21 protein-coding genes are annotated in these 22,778 nt (G+C 71.1%); 8 read left to right on the top strand and 13 right to left on the bottom strand.

From position 1 onward, the window contains the following. The first annotated feature begins 66 nt into the window (after window positions 1-66). The 4 genes from IEZ27_RS20285 to IEZ27_RS20270 are packed head-to-tail and all read left to right on the top strand — an operon-like array spanning window position 67 to window position 2,618. A complete protein-coding gene (locus IEZ27_RS20285; RefSeq protein WP_189648670.1) occupies window positions 67-687 on the top strand; it encodes a transporter in 621 nt (206 codons plus the stop codon). Continuing rightward, on the top strand, window positions 684-1,007 hold the full coding sequence (locus IEZ27_RS20280) for a winged helix-turn-helix domain-containing protein (protein ID WP_229824146.1): 324 nt from the start codon (window positions 684-686) through the stop codon (window positions 1,005-1,007). The genes IEZ27_RS20285 and IEZ27_RS20280 overlap by 4 nt, the downstream gene beginning before the upstream one ends. Continuing rightward, a complete protein-coding gene (locus tag IEZ27_RS20275; protein ID WP_189648669.1) occupies window positions 1,004-1,885 on the top strand; it encodes an ABC transporter ATP-binding protein in 882 nt (293 codons plus the stop codon). Before IEZ27_RS20280 ends, IEZ27_RS20275 begins: the two co-directional genes overlap by 4 nt. Next, window positions 1,878-2,618 (top strand): ABC transporter permease, encoded by a 741-nt coding sequence (locus IEZ27_RS20270; protein ID WP_189648668.1) that lies wholly within the window; start codon window positions 1,878-1,880, stop codon window positions 2,616-2,618. The genes IEZ27_RS20275 and IEZ27_RS20270 overlap by 8 nt, the downstream gene beginning before the upstream one ends. Window positions 2,619-2,700: 82 nt before the next feature. Here IEZ27_RS20270 and IEZ27_RS20265 read toward each other — a convergent pair whose 3' ends face one another. The 6 genes from IEZ27_RS20265 to IEZ27_RS20240 form a co-directional block, all read right to left on the bottom strand. Then, complete coding sequence (locus tag IEZ27_RS20265) at window positions 2,701-3,939, bottom strand: S1C family serine protease (protein ID WP_189648667.1); 1,239 nt, start codon at window positions 3,937-3,939, stop codon at window positions 2,701-2,703. A 745-nt stretch (window positions 3,940-4,684) separates the two neighbouring features. Beyond that, complete coding sequence (locus IEZ27_RS20260) at window positions 4,685-6,220, bottom strand: AMP-binding protein (protein ID WP_189648666.1); 1,536 nt, start codon at window positions 6,218-6,220, stop codon at window positions 4,685-4,687. A gap of 129 nt (window positions 6,221-6,349) precedes the next feature. After that, window positions 6,350-7,177, bottom strand: coding sequence for a MetQ/NlpA family ABC transporter substrate-binding protein (locus IEZ27_RS20255; RefSeq protein ID WP_189648665.1), 828 nt, complete (start codon window positions 7,175-7,177; stop codon window positions 6,350-6,352). Window positions 7,178-7,186: 9 nt separating this feature from the next. After that, entirely contained in the window at window positions 7,187-7,843 is a 657-nt protein-coding gene (locus IEZ27_RS20250; protein WP_125639011.1) for a methionine ABC transporter permease, read from the bottom strand. After that, window positions 7,840-8,802: a methionine ABC transporter ATP-binding protein gene (locus tag IEZ27_RS20245; RefSeq protein WP_189648664.1), complete on the bottom strand. Its 963-nt coding sequence runs from the start codon at window positions 8,800-8,802 to the stop codon at window positions 7,840-7,842. Before IEZ27_RS20245 ends, IEZ27_RS20250 begins: the two co-directional genes overlap by 4 nt. Window positions 8,803-9,098: 296 nt before the next feature. Next, window positions 9,099-9,896 (bottom strand): SAM-dependent methyltransferase, encoded by a 798-nt coding sequence (locus tag IEZ27_RS20240; RefSeq protein WP_125639005.1) that lies wholly within the window; start codon window positions 9,894-9,896, stop codon window positions 9,099-9,101. 39 nt (window positions 9,897-9,935) lie between these two features. On the opposite strand from IEZ27_RS20240, the gene IEZ27_RS20235 reads away from it, so the two are divergent. Then, window positions 9,936-10,352: a MarR family winged helix-turn-helix transcriptional regulator gene (locus IEZ27_RS20235; protein ID WP_189648663.1), complete on the top strand. Its 417-nt coding sequence runs from the start codon at window positions 9,936-9,938 to the stop codon at window positions 10,350-10,352. A gap of 86 nt (window positions 10,353-10,438) precedes the next feature. Here IEZ27_RS20235 and lon read toward each other — a convergent pair whose 3' ends face one another. Then, window positions 10,439-12,799, bottom strand: coding sequence for an endopeptidase La (gene lon, locus IEZ27_RS20230; protein ID WP_189648662.1), 2,361 nt, complete (start codon window positions 12,797-12,799; stop codon window positions 10,439-10,441). A 302-nt stretch (window positions 12,800-13,101) separates the two neighbouring features. On the opposite strand from lon, the gene IEZ27_RS20225 reads away from it, so the two are divergent. From IEZ27_RS20225 to IEZ27_RS20215, 3 genes are all read left to right on the top strand, one after another. Continuing rightward, the gene (locus tag IEZ27_RS20225) at window positions 13,102-14,505 is read left to right on the top strand and encodes a sensor histidine kinase (protein WP_189648661.1); all 1,404 of its coding nucleotides are present in this window, start codon (window positions 13,102-13,104) and stop codon (window positions 14,503-14,505) included. Beyond that, window positions 14,502-15,158, top strand: a complete 657-nt coding sequence (locus tag IEZ27_RS20220; protein WP_189648660.1) for a response regulator — start codon at window positions 14,502-14,504, stop codon at window positions 15,156-15,158. The genes IEZ27_RS20225 and IEZ27_RS20220 overlap by 4 nt, the downstream gene beginning before the upstream one ends. A 227-nt stretch (window positions 15,159-15,385) precedes the next feature. Then, window positions 15,386-16,747 (top strand): phenylacetate--CoA ligase family protein, encoded by a 1,362-nt coding sequence (locus tag IEZ27_RS20215; RefSeq protein ID WP_189648659.1) that lies wholly within the window; start codon window positions 15,386-15,388, stop codon window positions 16,745-16,747. Window positions 16,748-16,756: 9 nt separating this feature from the next. Here the strand turns inward: IEZ27_RS20215 and IEZ27_RS20210 are convergent, their stop codons facing one another. Genes IEZ27_RS20210 through IEZ27_RS20185 form a run of 6 tightly spaced genes read right to left on the bottom strand, consistent with a single transcriptional unit; the run spans window position 16,757 to window position 22,581 of the window. Beyond that, complete coding sequence (locus IEZ27_RS20210; RefSeq protein WP_189648658.1) at window positions 16,757-18,328, bottom strand: fused response regulator/phosphatase; 1,572 nt, start codon at window positions 18,326-18,328, stop codon at window positions 16,757-16,759. Beyond that, window positions 18,321-20,006 (bottom strand): ATP-binding response regulator, encoded by a 1,686-nt coding sequence (locus tag IEZ27_RS20205; RefSeq protein WP_189648657.1) that lies wholly within the window; start codon window positions 20,004-20,006, stop codon window positions 18,321-18,323. The genes IEZ27_RS20210 and IEZ27_RS20205 overlap by 8 nt, the downstream gene beginning before the upstream one ends. Next, window positions 19,993-20,985 carry an ATP-binding SpoIIE family protein phosphatase gene (locus IEZ27_RS20200; protein WP_229824145.1) on the bottom strand — a complete coding sequence of 331 codons (993 nt, stop codon included), beginning with the start codon at window positions 20,983-20,985 and terminating at the stop codon, window positions 19,993-19,995. Before IEZ27_RS20200 ends, IEZ27_RS20205 begins: the two co-directional genes overlap by 14 nt. Beyond that, window positions 20,982-21,377, bottom strand: a complete 396-nt coding sequence (locus tag IEZ27_RS20195; protein ID WP_125638978.1) for an anti-sigma regulatory factor — start codon at window positions 21,375-21,377, stop codon at window positions 20,982-20,984. The genes IEZ27_RS20200 and IEZ27_RS20195 overlap by 4 nt, the downstream gene beginning before the upstream one ends. Continuing rightward, window positions 21,374-21,739, bottom strand: coding sequence for an STAS domain-containing protein (locus IEZ27_RS20190; RefSeq protein ID WP_221762408.1), 366 nt, complete (start codon window positions 21,737-21,739; stop codon window positions 21,374-21,376). Before IEZ27_RS20190 ends, IEZ27_RS20195 begins: the two co-directional genes overlap by 4 nt. Further along, a complete protein-coding gene (locus IEZ27_RS20185) occupies window positions 21,739-22,581 on the bottom strand; it encodes an STAS domain-containing protein (RefSeq protein WP_229824144.1) in 843 nt (280 codons plus the stop codon). Before IEZ27_RS20185 ends, IEZ27_RS20190 begins: the two co-directional genes overlap by 1 nt. Window positions 22,582-22,778 lie beyond the last annotated feature (197 nt).

Below are 22,778 nucleotides of genomic sequence, written 5' to 3'. Positions count from 1 at the left end.
ACTCCTTGGGTTTGCTTTGCCATCAGGTTTACGATACAAACCTGTTTGCGAGTAAGAGGAGTTGGCATGGTTGAGGATGATCACGCGCGTACCCCCGAGGAGACGCTGCGGCTCATCGAGCAGCAGCGCACCGCCACGGTCAAGCGGCTGCACGGCGACCCTCTGCTGCTCTACACGCCCTGGGGTGTGGCGTGGGCCCTCGGCTTCACGGCGCTGTTCCTGCACTACGGCCTCGACGGCGTCCCCTACGCGCCGATCTCCAGCGCGCAGGCCCTGACGGTCTTGTTCGCGGGCATGTCGCTGGCCGGGGCGATCGCCGTCTTCGGCATGGTGAAGATGGGCGCGCAGGTCCGCGGCGAGACCTCGGCCAAGGGCATGATGTACGGCTACGCCTGGTCCGCGGGCATCGTCTCCATGACGGTGATCGCCATCCGGATCAGCCCCCAGCTCCCGCCCGGCGAGAGCGGCCTGCTGTGGGGCGGCGGCTTCATGATGCTGGTCGCGCTGCTCTACATGGCCGGCGGCGCGATCTGGACGTACTGGCCGATGTTCTTCGTCGGCGTGTGGACGGCGGTCGTCAACGGGGTGGGCGTCATGCTCGGGGCCGGCTGGCACGCGCTGTTGACGGCCGTGCTCACCGGCGGCGGCTACATCGCGGCCGGCATCGTGCTGCGGCGGCGGATGTGAGCCCCGACGGCGCCGTGCCCGAGCTCGACCCGGTGATCCACGCGCAGGCCAGGCTGCGGGTGGTCGCCACGCTCAACACCCTCGGCGAGCGCGACGAGATCGCGTTCCCGTCGCTGAAGGACCTGCTCGGGATGACGGCCGGCAACCTCTCGGTGCACCTGACCAAGCTGGAGGACGCCGGTTACGTCCGCATCACCAAGACGCACAAGGGCCGCACCCCCGTCACGTACGTGGCGCTCACCCGGCGCGGACGCCTGGCATTCGAGGACTACACCAAGGCGATCCGCGCCTTGCTCGACAACGCTGGAGGAACCTTATGACGGCCCTCGCCAGAACGGTGGAGGTCACCCGCCGCTACGGGGACGTGCTCGCGCTCGATCGCGTCTCGCTCGACATCCGGGCGGGCGAGCTGGTCGGCCTGCTCGGCCCGAACGGGGCGGGCAAGTCCACCCTGATCAACCTGTTCGTCGGGCTGCGCCGCCCGACCTCCGGCACGGTCGAGCTGCTCGGCGGCTCGCCGCAGAATCCCGTGGTACGCCGCGGCATCGGCGTGACCCCGCAGGAGACCGGTCTGCCGGACTCGCTGAAGGTCGGCGAGATCACCGACTTCGTACGCGCCCACTTCCCCGACGCGCTCGGCAAGGACGAGCTGCTCGACCGCTTCGGCCTGAGCGAGCTGGTCAAGCGCCAGGTCGGCAGCCTGTCCGGCGGTCAGAAGCGGCGCCTGGCCGTGGCGCTGGCCTTCGTCGGCCGGCCGCGCTTGGTGTTCCTGGACGAGCCCACGACCGGGCTCGACGTCGAGGCCAGGCGCACCCTCTGGGACGGCATCCAGGCCTTCCACAACGAGGGCGGCACGGTCGTCCTGACCAGCCATTACCTGGAGGAGATCGAGGCGCTGGCCCAGCGCGTGGTGGTCGTCGGCCAAGGACGGGTGCTGGCCGACGACACCGTGCGCGCCGTACGCGACATGGTGGGGGTACGGCGCGTCTCGCTCGACGCCGGCGACCTGCCCGATCTGCCCGGCGTGCTCAGCACCGAACGCCAGGACGGCCGCGTCAGCCTGCTGACCACCGACCCCGACCGGCTGGTGGTGGAGCTCGTGCGCAGCGGCACGCCGTTCTCGGGCCTGGAGGTCAGGCCGACCACGCTGGAGGAGGCCTTCCTCACCATCACCGCGAAGGAGAACGCGCATGTCTAGCCTGATCCTGGCCCACACCCGGCTGCGGCTCGTCGAGCAGTTCAGGGTGCCCATCGGGATCCTGGCCAGCTCACTGTTCCCGGCGATCTCGATGCTGGCGTTCGTGGTGCCGTTCGCGGGCGAGGACCCGGTGGCGGCGACGTCGGCGACGGGGTCGCTGATGTTCTTCGGCGCCATGTCGTCGGCGGTGATCGGGCTGAGCGCCACCGTCTCGCAGGACCGTGAGCAGCCGTGGGACCCCTACACCCGTACGCTGCCCGCCGGGCCGTTCCCGCGCCTGGCCGGGCGGATGATCTCGACCGTGGTGCTCATGCTGCTGTCGGTGGTGCCGGTGCTGGTGGTGGGGGCGCTGCTGACCGAGGCGGTCATCACGCCTGGGCGGCTGGTCCTCGGGCTGCTGGCGCTGATCGCCGGGGGTGTGCCGTTCATGCTGATCGGGCTGTTCATCGGCCTGACGCTGCCGTCGAAGGCGGCGCTCGCGGTGGCCCAGATCGTGTTCTTCCCCGTGGCCATCGTGGGCGGGCTGATCCTGCCGCCGCAGATCATGCCGGACATCGTCGAGAGCATCTCCCCGTACGTGCCCTCCAGGGGCGCGGCCGAGCTGATCTGGGCGGCGATCTCGGACGTGCGCCCCGACCCGGTGGCGCTGATCATGCTCGGCGTGTGGACGGTGATCGCGGCGGCGGCCGCCACGTGGGCCTACCGCCACGACGAAGGCCGCCGGTTCGCCTGAGGGTTCTCCTGATGGGGGGGTGTGCCGCCGAGTCCGCAGCGATCTCAACGGCACACCCGTCTCCGGGAGGGGGTCCTTGTGTTTACTTCTTCTCTTGGAGGGAGACGGTGGCCTCGGCCGACTGACCGTCCCTCATATATGTGATCTTGACCTGTTGGCCCGGTTTGAAACCTCTGACCTGTCCAACAACCGTATCGCCTGAGTCAACCGGCGTGTCGCCGATCTTGGTGATGAGGTCGCCTTCCTTCAGTCCGGCCTTGGCCGCCGGGCTGCCCGCGGTCACCTGCCTGATCAGGGCGCCGGGCACGTCGCCGGTGGCGTCGGTGACGCTCACGCCGAGGAAGGCGTGGCTGACCTTGCCGTTCTTGATGAGCTGCTCGGCGACCTGCTTGGCGGTGTTGACGGGGATCGCGAACCCGACGCCGCCCCCGGCCGCGTCGGAGGCGATGGCGGTGTTGATGCCGACGAGCTGGCCGGCCGCGTTCACCAGCGCGCCGCCGGAGTTGCCGGGGTTGATCGCGGCGTCGGTCTGGATGACGTCGCCGATCGTCGTGCCCTGCACCGGGCTCTGCTGCTGCTCGCCGCCGAAGCCGGGCGGCAACTGCTGACGCTGCTCGCCGCCGAGGTTGAGCGTACGGTTCAGGGCGCTGATGATGCCCCTGGTGACCGAACCGTCCAGGCCGAGCGGGCTGCCGATGGCCAGTACGTCGTCGCCGACCTTGAGCTGGTCGCTGTCGCCGAGATCGGCCTTGGTCAGCCCCGAGACGTCCTGCGCCCTGATGACCGCGAGGTCGGTGGGCGGGTCGGTGCCGACGACGGTGGCCTTGGCCGTCTTGCCGTCGCTGAACTTGACGGTCATCTGACCGCCGCCCTGCGCCGCGCCGACCACCACGTGGTTGTTGGTGAGGATGAGGCCGTCCTCGGAGAGCACGACGCCCGACCCCTCACCCGTCTGCCCCTGGATCATGACCACCGACGGCTGCACCCGCTCGGCCACCTCGGCGGTGGAGAGCTGGTTGGAGGCCTGCCGCAACTTCGGGCTCGGCGCGCTGACCACCTGCTGCGGCTGGGGCTGGAACGCGGTGGCGGCGGCGGCTCCCACGACCCCGCCGCCGATGGCCATCGCGGCCAGGGCGAGCCCGGCCACGGCCTTCTGCCCGGCGGTCAGACGCGGCTTGACGGGGGCGGACGGCGGAGGAGGAGGCGGCGGCTGCTCCATGGCGATCGTGTCCCGACGGGGGAAGCCCCCGGCGGCCGGAGGCGTGGCGCCGAACTGGCTCCACCCACCGGTGCCCTGCTCGTGAGGCTCGTTCGCGTTCATCTGTCATCTCCCTCAAGTCCCTATGCCTCAAGGGTGCCAAGACCGGCGTAAGAGCTGGTTAAGGCGTTGATCGGAACTCTGTGAGACGGCTCACTCACACCTTATCTCCGCTGCTCAACGGCCCAAGTTTGTCCGCACAAAAAGGAGAAAAAGATCTAAAGACGGTTCAGGCGCTTCCTCAGGTCCGCGCAGAAGCCATCCCTTCGACCGGAGGAGGCGCAGCCACAGGGACCCTCGATGCCCCGTGAGGCCGACTAGCCGGTGACGTTCCGCCTCCGCCTGCGGGTCAATACCAAGTACCAGGCCCACGTACTTGCGGTGAACATCAGAGCGCCGAGGCCGATCCGCAGCCATGGCTGGGTGTGACCAGACACTCCGATCAGCACCATCGCAGCGAGGAAGCAGAACAATCCGGCCGCGGAGATCGCGGCGGGAACCATCCAGCCGTTCCGGGTGGAGGCAAGTCCTGACGCGGACATGGCGCCGGAGGTCTTCGTCACAACCCCCATTCTTCAGCTTTCCGCGGCCCTGTGTGAAGGCTCCCTTGATCACGACCCGGGCGCGCCGCCCTCGTAACATTCCCACCATGCGAACGATCACAGGGTTGTTGGTCGCGGTGGGAACGCTGCTCATCGTCTGGGGCCTGATCAAGGGCCTGCTCTACACGCGGTCGCCGCGCTGGTCACCGAGCGGCTGAGCCGGCACTGACCCGGCGCCGCCGACGGCCGGCGCTGTTCGGCAGCCTTCAGGTGCTGGTGGGCCAGTATTCGTCTCTGAGGAGACGCTTGTAGAGCTTGCCCGTGGGGTGGCGTGGGAGCTCGTCGCGGAAGTCGACCGACTTCGGGCACTTGTAGTGCGCCAGCCGCTCCCGGCAGTACGCGATCAGCTCCGCCTCCAGCCCCGGCCCCGCCTCGGCCGCCGTCATCGGCTGGACCACGGCCTTGACCTGCTCCCCCATCTCCTCGTCCGGCACCCCGAACACGGCCACGTCGGCCACCTTGGGATGCACCGCCAGTACGTTCTCCGCCTCCTGCGGGTAGATGTTCACCCCACCCGAGATGATCATGTACGAGCGGCGGTCCGTGAGGTACAGGAAGCCGTCGGCGTCGAGGTGGCCGATGTCGCCGAGGGTAGTCCAGCCCCGGCCCTTCGGGTCCTGTGCCGAGCGGGTCTTGCCGGGGTCGCCGTGGTACTCGAAGCGGGCGCCGTTCTCGAAGTAGACCGTGCCGTGCTCGCCGGGCGGCAGGTCCTCGCCCTCCTCGTCGCAGATGTGCACGACGCCGAGCAACGAGCGGCCGACCGTGCCCTTGTGCTCCAGCCAGTCCCGGGAGCCGACGTAGAGGAAGCCGTTGCCCTCGGTGCCCGCGTAGTACTCGTGGACGATCGGCCCCCACCAGTCGATCATCTGCTCCTTGACCGGTACGGGACAGGGCGCGGCGGCGTGGATGGCGCAGGTCAGCGAGGACAGGTCGTACTTCTTACGGGCTTCCTCGGGCAGTTTGAGCATCTTGATGAACATCGTCGGCACGAGCTGCGAGTGCGTCACCCCGTACCGCTCGACCAGCCGCAGGTACTCCTCGGGGTCGAAGCGTTCCATCACCACCACCGTCGCGCCGAGCCGCTGGAAGGACAGGCAGTAGCGCAGCGGGGCGGCGTGGTAGAGCGGCGCGGGCGAGAGGTAGACGCTGTCCGCGGACGGCGCGAACAGCCCCTGGATGAGCTTGACCAGCGTGTTCGACTCGGTGAGCGGGGCCAGCGAGGCGGCCACCTTGACACCCTTCGGACGGCCGGTCGTGCCGGAGGAGTAGAGCATGTCGGCGCCCTGGCACTCGTCGGCGATCGGGGTGACCGGGCAGCCGGCCACGGTCTCCTCGTAGGAGGTGAAGCCCTCGGCGACGCCGTCGAGCATGAGCCGCAGCTCCACGCGCGGCGTGGCGCCGGTGATCGAGGTGGCCACCTCGGCCAGGTCCGCGCTGGAGATGAACGCCCGGGCGCCGCAGTTGTCCACGATGTAGGCCAGCTCGTCGGTGTGCAGCCGGGAGCTGATCGGCGTGTAGTACAGGCCCGCGCGGTGCGCGGCCCAGGCGACGGCCAGGAAGAGCGGGTGGTTGGCGAGCATGAAGGCGACGTGGTCGCCCGGTGCGAGCCCGGCCGCGCGGAAGGCGTGGGCCAGGCGGTTGGACTGCTCCTCCAGCTCGCGGTAGGTGATGACCTGCCCGGAGCCCGCCATGATCACAGCGGGCTTGTCGGGGGTGACGGCTGCGATGGCTCCCGGGTACATGACCAGAACAGTATTCGGTCGCCTGGCGGCGGCGCTAGGGCGCGCCGAAGCCGCGGTCCCGGCGCCGGGACCGCGGCTTCAGTGACGTACCGGAGGCACCGCTCCATGGCGGATCACACCGTGGCGGGATCACTCCGCGGGGATGACGGATCCCTCGTACTTCTGCTTGATGAAGTCCTTGACCTTCTGGTCCTGGAGGAGCTTGCCGAGGGTGACGACGGCGGCGTCCTTCTCGTGGCCGGTCTGCACGACCAGGCCGTTGACGTACGGGTTGCCCTCGGTCTTCTCCAGCGCCAGCGCCTGGCTCGCGGGCTTGAGCCCGGCCTCGATCGCGTAGTTGCCGTTGATCACCGCGGCGTCCACGTCGTCGAGCGAGCGCGGGAGCTGGGCCGCCTCAAGGGGCTTGAACTGGAGCTTCTTCGGGTTGTCGGTGACGTCGCGCTCGGTGGCCGCGGTGCCGGCGCCGTCCTTGAGCTTGACCAGGCCGTTGTCGGCGAGCAGCTTGAGCGCGCGGCCGAGGTTCGTGGCGTCGTTCGGCAGGGCGACCGTCGCCCCTTCGGCCAGCGCCGGCAGCGAGGTGATCTTCTTGGAGTACAGGCCGAGCGGCTCCAGGTGCACCGGGGTGACGAAGCTCAGCTTGGTGCCCTTGGAGGCGTTGAAGTCGTCCAGGTAGGGCTTGTGCTGGAAGAAGTTCGCGCCCAGCTGGCCCTCGTCGAGCTGCACGTTCGGCTGGACGTAGTCGGTGAACTCGACGATCTCCAGGTTCAGCCCGGCGGCCTGGGCCAGGTTGTCCTTGACGAACTTCAGGATCTCGCCGTGCGGGACGGGGCTCGCGCCCACCTTCAGCACGATGTCGGCCGACTCGGCCGCGGGGGTCGGGGTAGCGGACTGCGACGTACCGCATGCGGCGAGCAACAGGGACAGCGCAGCAGCACCCAATATCGAACGAATTTTCATGATTTTTCCTTACTTATGTGAAATACGCCGAGCGACCCAGTCGCCCAGACTCTGCAGAATTTGCACGATGACGATGAGCAGGACGACGGTCACGATCATCACGAGCGTCTCGAACCGCTGGTAGCCGTACCGCACGGCCAGGTCGCCGAGCCCGCCTCCGCCGACGGTGCCCGCCATGGCCGAGTACCCGATGAGCGCGACGATCGTGACGGTCAGCCCCGACACCAGGCCGGGCAGCGCCTCGGGCAGCAGGACCTTGCGCACGATGGCGGTCCGGCTCGCCCCCATGGCCTGCGCCGCCTGTACGACGTCCGTACCGACCTCGCGCAGCGCCGTCTCGACCAGCCGCGCGAAGAACGGCACGGCCCCCACGGTCAGCGGCACCACCACGGCGGCGGTCCCGATCGTGGTCCCGATCACGAGCCGGGTGAACGGGATGATCGCGATCATCAGCACGATGAACGGCAACGACCGCCCGATGTTGACGACGATCCCGAGCACGGACTTCAGCGCCGGCAACGGACGCAGCCCGCCCCGGTCGAAGGCCACGAGCGCCACGCCGAGCGGCAGCCCGAACAGCACGGTGAACAGCGTGGCCCAGCCCACCATCTGCGCGGTCTCCCACGTGGCCGGCCACAGCAGCGGAACGATCTCTTCCCAGGTCATGCGGCCTCCCCCGCGACTTCGACGAGCAGCCCCGACTCCCGCAGGAACGACAGCGCCGAGGACGACTCCGCGCCGGTCAGCGCCACGCGCAGGCGGCCGACCGAGCCGCCGGCCAGGTCCTCGATCGAGCCGCCGAGGATGTTGACGTCCACGTCGAACTTGCGCGCCATCTCCGAGACCAGCGGGCGGCCCGGGTCTCCGGTGAAGGTGAGCGTGACCGAGCCGGCCGGGGCGGGCTCGGGCAGCGGGAAGATCTCCCTGGTCAGGCGGGAGCCGGGGGTCCTGATGAGGTCGGCGATGGCGCCCGACTCCTCGATGCGGCCGCGCGCCATGATGGCGACCGAGTCGCAGACGCTCTTGACGACGTTCATCTCGTGGGTGATGAGCAGGATCGTCAGGCCCAGCTCGGCGTTGAGCCGCTTGAGCAGGGCCAGGATCGACTGGGTGGTGGCCGGGTCGAGCGCGGAGGTGGCCTCGTCGGACAGCAGCACCGACGGGTTGCCCGCCAGCGCCCTGGCGATGCCGACACGCTGCTTCTGGCCGCCGGAGAGCTGGTGGGGGCGGTCGCCGCCGCGTCCCGACAGGCCGACGAGGTCGAGCAGTTCGGCCACGCGCCGCTGCCGTTCGGCCCTGGGCACGCCCATGACCTCCAGCGGGAAGGCGACGTTGCCGGCGACCGTGCGCGAGGACAGCAGCGCGAAGTGCTGGTGGATCATGCCGATGCGCTGCCTGGCGCGGTTCAGCTCGCGGCCGGGCAGCGCGGTCAGGTCCTGCCCGGCGACGGTGACCGTGCCCGCGGTGGGGCGTTCGAGCAGGTTGACGCAGCGCAGCAGCGTGCTCTTGCCGGCGCCGCTCTGGCCGAGCACGCCGTAGATCTCGCCCTCGCGCACGTGCAGGTCGACGCCGTCGAGCGCGACGGTCTGGCCGTACTGCTTGCGCAGGCCGGAAGCCTGGATCACGGAAATTCCCCACGACTGAGAGCGGCCGGTACGCGGCCGCTTCTTGACACGAACATCACCGTCGGAGCGGTGGGATCTAGTGGCTGCCCGGAGGGAACGGCAGGTGACTCAGCCTGCGCAGCACGAAGCAAGGTGTGTGGATCATGGTGACCTTCGAGGAGAACGGGCGGGATCTGGTCTCTAACGGGCCGGCATTCGCCCCATACGCATGCGACAACACATGGCGTCCCGGTGGGCGCGGTGGTCGTTCGCGTATGCCTCGTTCACGCCGGTGCTAACGCCGCCTTTCCATACTCCTATTCCGGGGAATCGGGGTGATCTGCGTCACCTCGTACCGCGGTGAGGAAACCGCCGCCCTGGGCGGGGCGGCCGTACCGGGCGGCGAGGGCGGACAGCTCGACGACGTCGGCCCGCCAGCCGCGGGTGGTCAGCCAGGCGACGGCGTCCTCGCCGAGGCCGCCCTTCCACAGGGTGGCGACGCGGCGCAGCGCGGGCATCGTGCGCGCCCGCTCGATGAGCGCGGCGGCCGCGGCCCGGTCGTGCTCGAAGGCGAGTCTGCTGCCCGCCGCCGACAGCGCGCCGATCTCGCCGAGCAGCCGGCCGGCCTCGGCCGCGCTCAGGTAGATCAGCAGCCCCTCGACCAGCCAGGCCGTGGGCCGCGCCGGGTCGAACCCGGCGGCGCGCAACCTGCCCGGCCAGTCTTCGCGCAGGTCCACCGGCACCGGGACGCGCTCGCACCGCGCCGTCGCGCCCAGCTCCCGCAGCACGCCGTCCTTGAACGCCAGCAGCTCGGGCTGGTCGAGCTCGAACAGCCGGACCCCGGCCGGCCAGGCGAGCCGGTAGGCCCGGCTGTCGAGCCCGGCCGCCGGCAACACCACCTGGTCGCAGCCCGACTCCCGCAGGTAGTCGTCGAAGAACCTGGTCCTGAACGCCAGGTGGTCGCCGAAGACGCCGGCCGCCCCGCTCCCTTGCCCGGCGCCCGCCGCCGCCACGAAGGCGCCCGCGTACGGGTCGTCGAACAGCCGGTCGGGCCGCTCGCTCTCGCGCGCCCGTAACCAGGCCGCGCCCACCGCCGTCCTCGCCACTCCATTCATATCTCCAACGATACATCTCCAGCGATAAGATTGGCGACCATGAACGTGGCACGGATGCGAAGGCTCGGACGGCGGCTCGTGGAGCTGTCGAAGGCGGCGGCCGGCGAGACCAAGGGCCCGCCCCTGACCCCCGGCGAGGAGGCCGTCTTCGAGGACGTGCTGCGCCACCCGGGCAGCACCGTCGGCGAGATCCAGGCCAGGACGGGGTTCGTCCAGAGTCACGTGTCGGCCTCGGTGGCCAGGATGCGCGAGCGCGGCCTCGTCCAGGCGGCGCCCGATCCCGGCGACGGGCGGCGTACTCGGGTGACGGCGACGGACCTGGCCATGAACGCGGTCCACCGCCGCGCGGGCAGGCCGGTGGACGACGCGGTGCGCGCCGCGGTCGGCGACCCGGAACGCGCCGCCCGCGTCGTGGCGCTGCTGGAGGAGCTGGAGGCGCTCCTGATCACCGCCTGACCTCCTCAGTCGGACATGCGACCGCCCCGCCGCACCCGGAGGGGCCGGGTGCGGCGGGGCGGCGTAAGGGGCCGTGCCCTCTCGGGTCAGGCGGCTACCGTGGAGGCGACCTCGGCCGGGGCGAGCGCGATGTCGAGGACCTCGCGCACGTCGCTGACCGCGTGGATGGTCAGCTCGTTGCGGACCTCCTCGGGCACGTCGTCCAGGTCGGGCTCGTTGCGCGCCGGGATGAGCACCGTGGTGATGCCCGCCCGGTGGGCGGCCAGCAGCTTCTGCTTGACGCCGCCGATCGGCAGGACCCGCCCGGTCAGCGAGATCTCACCGGTCATGGCCACGTCGGCGCGGACCTGGCGGCCCGACAGGAGCGAGGCCAGCGCGGTGGTCAGCGTCACGCCCGCCGAGGGACCGTCCTTGGGAACGGCGCCCGCGGGGAAGTGCACGTGGACCGAGCGGTCCTTCAGCGCGGTGACCGGCAGCTCCAGCTCCGCGCCGTGCGAGCGCAGGTAGGACAGCGCGATCCGGGCCGACTCCTTCATCACGTCGCCGAGCTGGCCGGTCAGGGTCAGGCCGGTCTCGCCGGTCTCCGGGTCGGCCAGGGACGCCTCCACGTAGAGGACGTCGCCGCCGGCCCCGGTCACCGCCAGGCCCGTGGCCACGCCCGGCACCGAGGTGCGCTGGGTGGACTCGGGCAGCGACGACTCCGGCACGAACCGCGGCCGGCCGATGTAGCCGACCAGGTCGTCCGCGCCGACCGTGACGGGCAGCTCGTCCTTGGCCGCCACCTTGCGCAGGATCCTCGCGACCGCCCGCTCCAGCGAGCGCACGCCGGCCTCGCGGGTGTACTCGCCGGCCAGCCTCCGCAGCGCCGCGTCCTCGACCTTGACCTCCTCGGAGGTCAGCCCCGCGAGTTCGAGCTGCCTGGGCAGCAGGTGGTCGCGGGCGATCGAGACCTTCTCGTCCTCGGTGTAGCCGTCGAGGGTGACGACCTCCATCCGGTCGAGCAGCGGGCCGGGGATGGCCTCCAGCACGTTGGCCGTGGCCAGGAACAGCACGTCGGACAGGTCGAGCTCGACCTCCAGGTAGTGGTCGCGGAAGGTGTGGTTCTGGGCCGGGTCGAGGACCTCCAGCAGCGCCGCCGTGGGGTCGCCGCGGTAGTCGGCGCCGACCTTGTCGACCTCGTCGAGCAGGACGACCGGGTTCATCGAGCCGGCCTCGCGGATGGCCCGGACGACGCGGCCCGGCAGGGCGCCGACGTAGGTGCGCCGGTGTCCGCGGATCTCGGCCTCGTCGCGTACGCCGCCGAGCGCGACGCGGACGAACTTGCGGCCCATCGCGCGCGCCACGGACTCGCCCAGGGACGTCTTGCCGACCCCGGGAGGACCGGCGAGGGCCAGGACGGCGCCGCTGCGCCGGCCGCCCACCACTCCGACGCCCTTGTCCTGGCGGCGCTTGCGCACGGCCAGGTGCTCGATGATGCGGTCCTTGACGTCGTCGAGGCCCGTGTGGTCGGCGTCGAGCACGGCCCGCGCGCCGGTGATGTCGTAGTTGTCCTCGGTACGCTCGTTCCACGGGATGTCGAGCACGGTGTCCAGCCAGGTGCGGATCCAGCCGCCCTCGGGCGACTGGTCGGAGGTGCGCTCCAGCTTGTCGACCTCCTTGAGCGCGGCCTCGCGCACCTTCTCCGGCAGGTCGGCGGCCTCGACGCGGGCCCGGTAGTCCTCTTCCTCGCTCTCGGCGGTGTCGCCGTTGAGCTCCTTGAGCTCCTTGCGCACCGCGGCGAGCTGCTGGCGCAGCAGGAACTCGCGCTGCTGCTTCTCCATGCCCTCCTGGACGTCCTTGCGGATCGTCTCGGCGACGTCGAGCTCGGCGAGGTGCTCGCGGGACCACTCGATCAGCCTGGCGAGGCGGTCGGCCGGGTCGGCGGCCTCCAGCAGCTCGACCTTCTGCGCGGTGGTCAGCCAGGGGGTGTAGCCGGAGCTGTCGGCCAGCACCGAGGGGTCGTCGATCTGGTTGACCTGGTCGACGACCTGCCAGGCGCCGCGCTTCTGCAGGATGGTGGTGGCCAGGGCCTTGTACTCCTTGGCCAGCTCCTGGGCGCGTTCGCCGGCCGCCACGGTGTCGATCGTGTCGGCCTCGACCCACAGTGCGGCGCCGGGGCCGGTGGTGCCGGTGCCCACGCGGACGCGGTTGACACCCCGCACCACGGCGGCGGGCTCACCGCCCGGCAGCCTCCCGACCTGCTCGATCACGGCCTGGACGCCGACGGCGCCGTAACGGCCGTCGATCCGGGGAACGAGGAGGACCTGCGGCTTGTTACCACCGGACGCGCGGGCCGCGTCGATCGCAGCACGCACCTCGGAGTCGGACAGGTCCAGCGGAACCACCATGCCCGGCAGGACGACCTCGTCGTCGAGCGGCAGGACCGGGAGGATCAAGCTCTCACTCATGCGAACTCCAAAGGATTGAGTTATACCGACTCAATTCATCAGAGCGGGCCATTGTTCCCAACCTTGCCGATGTTCGCTCACGGCGATCGTAATGATGTAAGCGATACCTGAGAGTGAGGTCCGGATCAGACCTGGGGTTGACGCCGGACGGGCCGGCCTTCCGTATCCTTGACCAGGTGAATCACCGTGACCGGCGCTCCTCGCCCCCCGCCCCCGCGGGCAGCGCGCGTGCCGGCGCGTCCCCGTCCCCCGAACCGGTTGGTTCTCCCGAACCGGATGGCGTGAGCGGCGGGGCCGGGGCGGTGGCGTCGCGCCTCGCGGTCACGCTGGGGCGGGCTCTCCTGGCCGTGCTGCGGCCCTTCACGCTCGCGCTGCTCACCGGCAGCGCCGATCCCCCGCCACGGCCCCGTTCCCGGTGGCTGATGATGCCGGTGCCGCGGTGGCTCGCGCGGCTGGTCCCGGTCAAGACGTTCAGCCTGGTGCAGGTGGCCGAGCTCGTGCTGGCCGTGGAGCTGTTCGGCGTGACGCTGTCCACGGCCCAGGAGTGGAACGATCAGGCCGCGCTGACGCCGGGCGATCCGCTGCCGGTCTGGGGCGGGTTCGTCCTCCTGACGGGCCTGGCCGCCGGCCTGCCCGTGGCGTTGCGCAACCGGTGGCCGCTGGCGGCGTGGCGGGTCGCGATCGTCCTCGCCCCGGTCGCCGTATGCACCGACCTGACGATCGGCCGCGACGAGGGCTACGCGCCGTATCCGATGACGGTGGGGGTGGCGTTCCTGCTGGCGCTCTACTCCGTGGGCGTCCGCTGTGACCGGCGGATCGTGCTGGGGGCCGGGGTCGTCACGGCCCTGTTCCTGTGGGCCGCCGACGGCGACTCGATGCCGGTGGTGGGGGGCCTCGCGGCGGTCGTCCTGCTGTTCGGCCACAACGTGCGCGCCCGCCGCAACGCCACGGCGAGGCTCATCCAGGAGGAGCGGCGCACCCGGCAGGCCGAGGGCGCCCAGGCGGTGCTGGAGGAGCGCGCCCGCATCGCCCGCGAGTTGCACGACGTGGTCGCCCACCACATGTCGGTGATCGCCATCCAGGCGGAGGCGGTGCCGCTCAAGGCCGCGGGCGACCCGACGCAGCTGGAGGCCGGGCTGGCGGAGATCCGCGCGCTGTCCCTTGAGGCCATCACCGAGCTGCGGCAGGTCCTCGGCGTCCTGCGCGACAAGGACGGCCGCACCGACACCGCGCCGCAGCCCGGCCTCGACCGGCTGGAGGAGCTGGTGGCCAACGCCCGCAACGCGGGGCTCGCCGTCGTGGTCAGGCAGCGGCGGCCGGTCGGCGGGCTGCCGCCCGCGGTGGGGTTGTCGGCGTACCGGATCGTGCAGGAGTCGCTCAGCAACGCGATGCGGCACGCGCCGGGGTCGAGCGTCACCGTCGAGATCACGCGGGACGACGCCACGCTGCGCCTGCGCGTCGCCAACGGCCTCGGCCTGTCCCCCGCGGCCACGCCCGGGGCCGGGCAGGGGCTGGTGGGCATGCGCGAGCGCGCGGCGCTGCTCGGCGGCACGCTCGACGCCGGGCCCGCGAGGGGCGGCGGCTACCAGGTGAGCGCCGTGTTGCCGATCGAGGAACAGCCGACCGGGGAACAGCCGATCGAGAAGCAGCCGACCGGGAAGCAGCCGACCGGGAAGGCGGCCGAGGAGAGGGAGGGCCGCGCGTGATCCGCGTGCTGATCGCCGACGACCAGGGCATGGTGCGCACGGGCTTCACCGTGTTCCTGAGCGGGCAGCCGGACATCGAGGTCGTGGGCGAGGCGGCCGACGGCCGCGAGGCGGTGGCGCGCGCGGTCGAGCTGAGCCCCGACGTCGTGCTGATGGACATACGCATGCCGGTCATGAACGGGCTGGAGGCGACCCGGGAGGTGCTGGCGGCGAGCCCGGCCTCGAAGGTGCTCATCCTGACGACGTTCGACCTCGACGACTACGTCTACGAGGCGCTGCGGGCCGGGGCCAGCGGGTTCCTGCTCAAGGACGCCTCGGCGGCGCAGCTCGCGGAGGCCGTCCGGGTGGTCGCCGCCGGTGACGCGCTCATCGCCCCGGCGATCACCAAGCGGCTGATCCACGAGTTCGCCCGGCTGGGCGGCCCCCGTACCCCGACGGGCAGGCGGCCGGAGGAGTTGACCGAGCGCGAGACCGAGGTGCTCATCCTGGTCGCGCAGGCCATGTCCAACCAGGAGATCGCCCAGAAGCTGTTCGTGGCCGAGCAGACGGTCAAGACGCATGTGGGGCGGATGCTGACCAAGCTGGGGCTGCGCGACCGCGCCCAGGCCATCGTCTTCGCCTACGAATCCGGCCTCGTCCGCCCCGGCGAATGACCCGCCCTCCGAGGGGCCCACGTACACCCCGGGGGCGGCGGACGGGCGAACCGGGGGTAGGGGAACCGGCGCACACCCCGAGAGGCCGCGCGGGCCAGAGATGGGCGGGGGTGTGGGTGATGGGCTGGATGGGGTGGGGGTGTCACCATGGGGTGGAGTCGGCGTATTTCGGAGGGAGGAGGCGCGGGGCCGGTCTCCGGACGGGGGCGGGCGGACGCGCATAGCCCATGGAACCTCTAGAGCTTTTCCACCAGGTGGCCGAAACCGTGCCCGCCTACCGGACGTTCCTGGCCGAGCACGGTGTCGAGCCCGCGACCGTCACCACCCTGGAGCACTTCAGCCGCCTGCCGATGACGAGCAAGGACACCTACATCCGCCGCCACCCCCTCCCCGACCTGTGCAGGGACGGCGTGATCGGCGACCTCGTGGCCGTGTCCTCCGGCTCGACGGGCACGCCGTCGTTCTGGCCGCGTACGGTGGCCGACGAGCGGGTGATCGCCGCCCGGTTCGAAGAGGTCTTCAGGGACTCCTTCGGCGCCCGCGAACGCCGTACGCTGGCCGTGGTCTGCTTCGCCCTCGGCACCTGGGTCGGCGGCCTGTTCACCATCGACTGCTGCCGCCACCTGGCCGAACGCGGCTACCCGATCACCGTCGTCGCGCCCGGCACCGACCGCAGGGAGATCGCGCGGGTGCTGCCGGAGCTGGCGCCGCACTTCGACCAGGTGGTCCTGCTGGGCTATCCGCCGTTCCTGAAGAACGTCATCGACACCGAGCCGCTCCCCTGGGCCGACTGGGACGTCAAGCTGGTCACGGCGGGCGAGGTGTTCAGCGAGGAGTGGCGCACGCTGGTGGCCGGCCGCGCCGGGATGGCCGACCCGGTACGCGGCATCGCCTCCCTGTACGGCACCGCCGACGCCGGCGTGCTCGGCAACGAGACGCCGCTCTCGGTCGAGCTGCGCCGCTTCCTGTCCGCGCGGCCGGAGGCGGCCAGGGAGCTGTTCGGGGAGTCCCGGCTGCCGACCCTCGTGCAGTACGACCCCGGGGTGCGCTTCTTCGAGGCGCACGAGGGCACCCTGCTGTTCTCCGGCGACAACGGCGTCCCGCTGGTCAGGTACCACATCGCCGACGAGGGCGGCGTGATCCCGTACGAGCGCATGCTGGAGTTCGCGCAGCGGCGCGGCTTCAGTTCCACGGCGTCCGGCCCGCGGCACCCGTTCGTCTACGTCTTCGGCCGCAGCCACTTCACGTTGTCCTACTACGGCGCGAACGTCTACCCGGAGAACGTCGCGGTCGGGCTGGAGCAGCCGGAGGTCAGCGGGTCGGTGACGGGCAAGTTCGTGATGGAGGCGGCGGTGGACGCCGACCACGACCGGCATCTGACGGTCACGGTGGAGCTGATGCCCGGCGAGAAGCCGTCCGAGGAGGTGGCGCAGGCCGTGGGCACCTCGATCCTGGCCCAGCTCCTGCGGCTGAACAGCGAGTTCGCGAACTATGTGCCGGTGGCGCAGCAGACGCCGTTCATCCGGTTGCGGGAGGCCGGGGATCCGGAGTACTTCCCGCCGGGCGCCAAACATCGCTACACGCGGTAGGGCGCGGGGCTAGGCGGGCGTGCGGCGTACGACGACCAGCGCCACGTCGTCCTCGCGCGCCCCGAACGCCCCCAGCATGCGTTCGGCGAACTCCTCCAGATCGTCCTCGACGGTCTCGGCGAGCCGCCTGGCCCGCTCCATGCTGTCGTCGAGCAGGACGTGCCGGTCCTCCAGCAGTCCGTCGGTGAACAACATCATCGTGCCGCCGGGCGGCAGTTTCAGCCGGTCCACCTGGTACTCCTCGGGCACCGCGCCGAGCAGCAGGTTGCCCAGCGTGTGGTAGGAGCTGCCGGGCCCGGCGAACAGCGGCGGCATGTGCCCGGCGTTGGCCAGCTCGATCTCGCCGGTGGCCGGGTCGATGAGCATGAGGCAGACGGTGGCGGTCAGGCCCCGGTGGTAGCGCCGCATGAGCTGGTTGAGCAGGTCGAGCGACGCGCTCAGGTCCACCTGGGCGATGAGCGAGGCGCGCAGGGCGTGGCGCAGCTCGGCCATGACGGTCGCGGCGTGCAGCGAGTGACCCTCCACGTCGCCGATCGCGACCAGGACGCGCCCGTCGACCTGCAGCACCTCGTAGAAGTCGCCGCCCACCTCGACGTTGTCCACAGCGGGCTGGTAGCGCAGCGCGACCTGGAGGCCGGGCACCTCGGGGATGCGGCTGGGCAGCAGGCTGCGCTGCAGGGTCAGCGCGATGTCGTGCTCCTCGGTGTAGGCGCGCAGCGCGCCCAGCGCCAGTGCCAGTTGCTGGCCGAGCTGGCGCAGCAGGTTCACCTCGTCGGCGTCGAGCGGCGGTACGGCCTCGGCCCCCAGGTAGACCGGCGACGGGGAGTTCTTGGTACGGCAGAGCACGCCGGTCGCGGCGCCGTCGACGCGTACGTCCGGCAGCAGGCCCTGCCACTCGCCGGCGATCAGCGTGAACACCCGCGCCCTGGAGGCGTCCTTCAGCGCCAGCTCGGCGAGGCGGTCGAGCACGTCGGAGGCGGCGGGCTGGGCCTGGGCGGGCTCGCCGGGCCGGACCCGGTAGCGCCGCAGCCGTCCGTCGGGCGGCAGGGCGAGCGTGCCGCAGTAGCGGCCGAGCATCTCGGCCGTGCCCTCGACGGCGACGGTCAGCAGTTCGTCGAACGTCTCGGCCTCGTTCATCCGCAGCGTCACCTCGGCCAGCTTGGCCAGGCGTTCGGCCATCAGCTCGGCCCGCCAGCGCGCCCGGTAGTAGCGCAGCATGGCCTCGACGGTCGCGGCGAACTCGGTGGGCTCGATGGGCTCGGTCAGGTAGGCGTCGGCGCCGCGTTCCAGCCCTTCCGTACGGTCGGCGGGGGTGATCGCGTTGGCCGACACCTGGATGACGGGGATCGCGGCGGTGGCCGGGTCGGCCTTGATCAGCTCGCAGACCTCGTAGCCGCCGATGTCGGGCAGGCGGACGTCGAGGACGACGAGGTCGACCTCGTGCGCGGCGAGCATGCCCAGGGCCTCCTCGCCGCCGCTCGCCTCCAGCACCTGGTGCCCGGACCTGCGCAGCCAGCTCGACAGGATGTAACGCTTGGTGGGGGTGTCGTCGACGACCAGCACGCAGGCGGGCTCAGCCATCGCGGTTCTCTTCTCCCCCGCCGCCCTCCCCGCCCCCGCGGGCACTGCGGATGGCCTGGAGGAGTTGTTCCCTGCGCAGCCCGTGCTTGGACAACACCGGCCGGTTGCCCGGGGCCCGCTGCGGGGCGATGGTCACGACGACGACGGGGATGCCGCTCAGCCGCTCGTCCTCGGCCATCTCGTGCAGCAGCACGTTGCCGTCCACGCGGGGCATGAGCAGGTCGACGAGGATCACGTCGGGCGGGGTGGCGGCCATCAGGTCGAGCGCGGCGGCGCCGTCGGCGGCCTCGTCCACGTGCACGGTGAAGCCGTAGAGCATGCGGCGGGCGGCGGCGCGGAACACCTCGTCGTCGTCGGCGATCAGGACGCGTTCGACCTCTGGCGTGCCGATCTGGTGCGGCAGCCGCAGGGTGGCGGTGGTGCCCTCGCCCTGGGTGCTGGTCAGCTCCAGCGTGCCGGCGAGGGCTTCGGCGAGCCTGCGCGCGTACGGCAGCCCGAGTCCGGTGCCCTTCGCCTTGACCTGAAGCGAGCCGGGAACCTGGTAGAAGTCCTCGAACACGCGCCTCAAATGTTCCTCCGAGATGCCGATGCCGGTGTCGGTGACCGTGATGACGATCTCGCCTCTGGCTTCGTCGGCATGCGCGGCCAGCACTACCTGCCCGCTCTGGGTGAATTTGAGCGCGTTTGAGAGCAGATTCCGGAGGATTCTCAGCAACATGCTCTCGTCGGCGTACAGCTCGGCGGCCTCGGGCGCGATCTCGTGGCTCAGGGTCACACCGGCGCGCTCGCTGGTCGGGCGCATGGTGACGTGGAGCTGCCCGGCCATCCGCGCCAGGTCGACCAGCGTGGGCTGCGGGTCCAGGCGGCCCGATTCGGCCTTGGCCATGTCGAGCAGTTCGCTGACGAGTTCGAGCAGCGTCTGCGCGGAGTCGCCGATGAGGCCGACCTGGTGGCCCTGTTCCTGGGTCAGCGGCTCGCCGCCCGGGCCGGTCAGGAGCCTGACCAGGCCGATGACCGAGTTGAGCGGGGTGCGCAGCTCGTGGCTGACCGTGGCCCAGAACCGGTTGCGCGCCTCGATCGTCTCGCGGAGCTGGCCGGACTTCTCGTCCAGCTCGGCGTACAGGGCGACGACTCCCCTGTTGGTCTCCTCCAGCTCGGCCGAGAGCTGGTTGTACATGGCCAGCACGCCGGTGTTGGTCTCCTGCAGCTCGGAGTTGAGCCGCAGCACGTCCTCCAGGGTCTCGGCGAGCTCCCTGTTCTGCTCGCGCAACTCCTCCAACGCGCTGATCGGGGCCAGCTTCGCGAGGTCGGCGCGGATGACGTCCAGCGGGACTGTGGCGGGGCGCGGCCGGAGCCGTTTGGTGATGGTGACGCTGCCGTCGCCGACGGCGACGTCGTCCACGAGGCGGCCGGCCAGTTCCAGGCCCTCGGAGTGGTCCAGGCCGGAGGGCCGGGTGTGCCTGATGGTGATCACGAGCTGGTCGTGGCCGAGGGTGATCACGGCGGTCGCGCCCTGGCCGTACGCCTCCCGGCCCACCTCGCTGAGGGCGGTGGCCACCCTGATCTGGTCCTGCGACTCCATCCCGGCCAGCTCCGCGGCGGCGCGGCCGACGCGGCGCAGGACGAACACGTCCTGGTCGGTGTCGAGCCGGACGCGGATGAGCTCAGTTCCCGCCATCGCCGGGCCTCACCGTCACCACGCAGGCGTCGTCGCGCCTGCTGCCGGCCTCGCGCAGCAGGGTCGCGGCGATGACCGCGGGGGTGCGCGCGAACAGCCCCGGCACGCTCCCGGGGGCCCAGCGGTCGGTCAGCCCGTCGGAGTGCAGGACGACGGTGGCGTAGGAGGGGACCTGGTACTCGAACTGGCGCAGCGTGCGCCCCTGGTGGCCGGCGATGCCGGGGAGCGAGACCATGCCCTGCCGGCCCTCCGCGTCGGCGACCCAGCCGGAGACGTTGCCGAGCCCGGCGAAGGTGACGGCGCCCGGCCGCACGCGCGCCACCGCGACGGCGCCGCCGCGGGTCCGGTTCAGGCCGCGGTGCAGGTGTTCCAGGATGGAGACGGGCTCCTGCTCCAGCACCTGCTCGAACAGCTCGACGGCCGTCTGCGCCGCGACGGCGGCGATGTGGCCGTGGCCGAGACCGTCGCACAGCAGCACCGTCGTCGACTCGCCGTTCCTGGCGATGGCGAAGCCGTCCCCGCAGCTCACCTCGTCGCCGATCGGCCGGGTCAGGCCACTCGCGCGCAGCGGGGGGCCGGGTGTGTCGTCGGCGGTGAAGTGCATGACGAGCACGGTGCCCGTACCGGGCACCGAGTGGACGTCGTACCCGCTGGCGATGCGGGCGATGGCGCCCATGCCGATGCCGAGCGTGCCGGAGGTGGAGTAGCCGTCGCGCAGGGCGCGGGCCACGTCGGCCATGCCGGGCCCCTTGTCCACCGCGACGAGCTCCACGGTGGCGGGGGCCTCGGGGTGCGGACGGACCAGGACGACGCCCTCCACGGCGTGCTTGACCAGGTTGGACACGGCTTCACTGACGGCGACGGCCGTCTGCCCGATGCGGGTGGCGTCGAATCCGGCCTGCTCGGCCAGCTCGACGGCCCGCCGCCGGACGGCGCCGACGGCGCTGGGGTCCTCGGCGCGTACCCAGGCGGGGCTCACCTGACCCACTTGATCACCGTCACGGTCGTGCCCTTCCCGGGGGCGGAGATCAGGTCGAACTCGTCGACCAGCCGGCGGGAGCCGCCGAGGCCGAGGCCCATGCCGCCGCCCGTGGTGAACCCGTCGGTGAGCGCCTGGTCGAGGTCGGGGATGCCGGGGCCCTCGTCGCTGAAGACCAGCTTGAGTCCGCGTCTGCGGCCGTTCTCGACGTGGTCGATGCGCACGTCGCCGCCGCCGGCGTAGACGAGCGCGTTGCGGGCCAGCTCGCTGGCGGCAGTGACGATCTTGGTCTGGTCGACGAGGGACAGGCCGACCTCGATCGCGAGGGTGCGTACGATCTGGCGTACCGCCACGACGTCCCCGCTGCCCGCGATCGTGATCGCCCTGGTCACGTGGCGGCGCCCCTGACGTGGTCGAGGAGCGCCACTCCCTTCTCCAGGTTCAGTGCCGTTCGTACGCCGCCCAGCGACAGGCCCAGCTCGACCAGGGTGATCGCGACCGCGGGACGCATGCCGACCACCACGGTCTGGGCGTCCAGCATGCGGCACATGGTGGCGATCGTGGCCAGCATGCGGCCGATGAAGGAGTCGACGATCTCCACCGCGGTGATGTCGATGATCACGCCCCGGGCGCCGGTGGCGACGACCCGCTCGGCCAGGTCCTCCTGGAGGGCCAGCACGCTCTGGTCCTCCAGGTCGATCTGGATGGAGACGATCAGGATGTCGCCGAGCTTGAGGACGGGCACCCGGTCCATCAGATGCCCTCCGCCCTTACGGCGATGCGCGAGTTCCTGGACGCGGTCACCTGGACGCCGCTGCGCCTGAAGGCGTGGGCGAGCGCGTCGGCCAGCGACGCCTTGGTGACGATGTCGCCGAACTCGATGCCGAGCGTCACGATGGTGTGGGCGATCTGCGGGCGGATGCCGGAGATGACGCATTCGGCGCCCATCAGCCTGGCGGCCACCACGGTCTTGAGGAGATGCTGGGCCACCTGGGTGTCCACGGCGGGCACGCCGGTGATGTCGATCACGGCGTGCTCGGCCCCGGTGTCGACCAGGGTCTGCAGCAGCTTCTCCATCACGACCTGGGTCCGGGCGGAGTCGAGGGTGCCGATCAGCGGGACCGCGACGATGCCGTCCCAGAGCTTGACCACCGGGGTGGACAGTTCGAGCAGTTGCTCGGCCTGGTCCATGATGATCTTCTCGCGGGCGTCGGCGAAGATCTCGAAGGTGAGCAGACCGAGGTCGTCGATGAGCCGGGAGAACCAGATGAAGCCGCGCAGGGCCTCGGCCTCGCCGTCGGCCTCGACGACCTCGTACAGGGCCTCCTTGAGCCCGAACACGGCGCGGGCGGTGTCGGAGGGGGAGTGTCCCGCGCGGGCGCGGGTGCGGGAGAGCTCCGCCAGCAGGCCGCGGACGTCGGCGAGGTCTCCCTTGCCCTGGTCGAGCGCGGACCGAAGGGCCCGGTAGATGTCGAGGAGCTCGTCCGACGGGGCCTTGGCGATCTGCACCCAGCGGGCGATGACCTGCTCCTCGTGCTCCTGGAGCAGCTCTTCTACACGTCGCCTGGCGACATCGGAATGGACGGTCAAGATCACTCCTGGGTTGACGGGCGAGTGACGGTGTCAAGGTATGTTAAAGCGATTTTTCCAGGTAGCGGACCGTTTGGCGTCCGCCACTGTACGCGACGACACCCCCTCCACACCCGTCACCCGGGGGCCCCTTGAGGCCCTTCTCACGGGGTAGATGAAGGGCGAGGCGCGTTTTGCTGACATGCTGTCGCCATCACCTTGAC

Source organism: Nonomuraea spiralis, assembly GCF_014648435.1.
GTDB lineage: Bacteria > Actinomycetota > Actinomycetes > Streptosporangiales > Streptosporangiaceae > Nonomuraea > Nonomuraea spiralis.
This window is presented reverse-complemented; position numbering and strand designations above follow the sequence as displayed.

Coding starts and splice junctions, on each gene's coding strand:
- IEZ27_RS20285 (WP_189648670.1), top strand. CDS start 67: ATGGTTGAGGATGATCACGCGCGTACCCCCGAGGAGACGCTGCGGCTC.
- IEZ27_RS20275 (WP_189648669.1), top strand. CDS start 1,004: ATGACGGCCCTCGCCAGAACGGTGGAGGTCACCCGCCGCTACGGGGAC.
- IEZ27_RS20270 (WP_189648668.1), top strand. CDS start 1,878: ATGTCTAGCCTGATCCTGGCCCACACCCGGCTGCGGCTCGTCGAGCAG.
- IEZ27_RS20265 (WP_189648667.1), bottom strand. CDS start 3,939: ATGAACGCGAACGAGCCTCACGAGCAGGGCACCGGTGGGTGGAGCCAG.
- IEZ27_RS20260 (WP_189648666.1), bottom strand. CDS start 6,220: ATGTACCCGGGAGCCATCGCAGCCGTCACCCCCGACAAGCCCGCTGTG.
- IEZ27_RS20255 (WP_189648665.1), bottom strand. CDS start 7,177: ATGAAAATTCGTTCGATATTGGGTGCTGCTGCGCTGTCCCTGTTGCTC.
- IEZ27_RS20250 (WP_125639011.1), bottom strand. CDS start 7,843: ATGACCTGGGAAGAGATCGTTCCGCTGCTGTGGCCGGCCACGTGGGAG.
- IEZ27_RS20240 (WP_125639005.1), bottom strand. CDS start 9,896: ATGAATGGAGTGGCGAGGACGGCGGTGGGCGCGGCCTGGTTACGGGCG.
- IEZ27_RS20235 (WP_189648663.1), top strand. CDS start 9,936: ATGAACGTGGCACGGATGCGAAGGCTCGGACGGCGGCTCGTGGAGCTG.
- lon (WP_189648662.1), bottom strand. CDS start 12,799: ATGAGTGAGAGCTTGATCCTCCCGGTCCTGCCGCTCGACGACGAGGTC.
- IEZ27_RS20215 (WP_189648659.1), top strand. CDS start 15,386: ATGGAACCTCTAGAGCTTTTCCACCAGGTGGCCGAAACCGTGCCCGCC.
- IEZ27_RS20210 (WP_189648658.1), bottom strand. CDS start 18,328: ATGGCTGAGCCCGCCTGCGTGCTGGTCGTCGACGACACCCCCACCAAG.
- IEZ27_RS20205 (WP_189648657.1), bottom strand. CDS start 20,006: ATGGCGGGAACTGAGCTCATCCGCGTCCGGCTCGACACCGACCAGGAC.
- IEZ27_RS20190 (WP_221762408.1), bottom strand. CDS start 21,739: ATGGACCGGGTGCCCGTCCTCAAGCTCGGCGACATCCTGATCGTCTCC.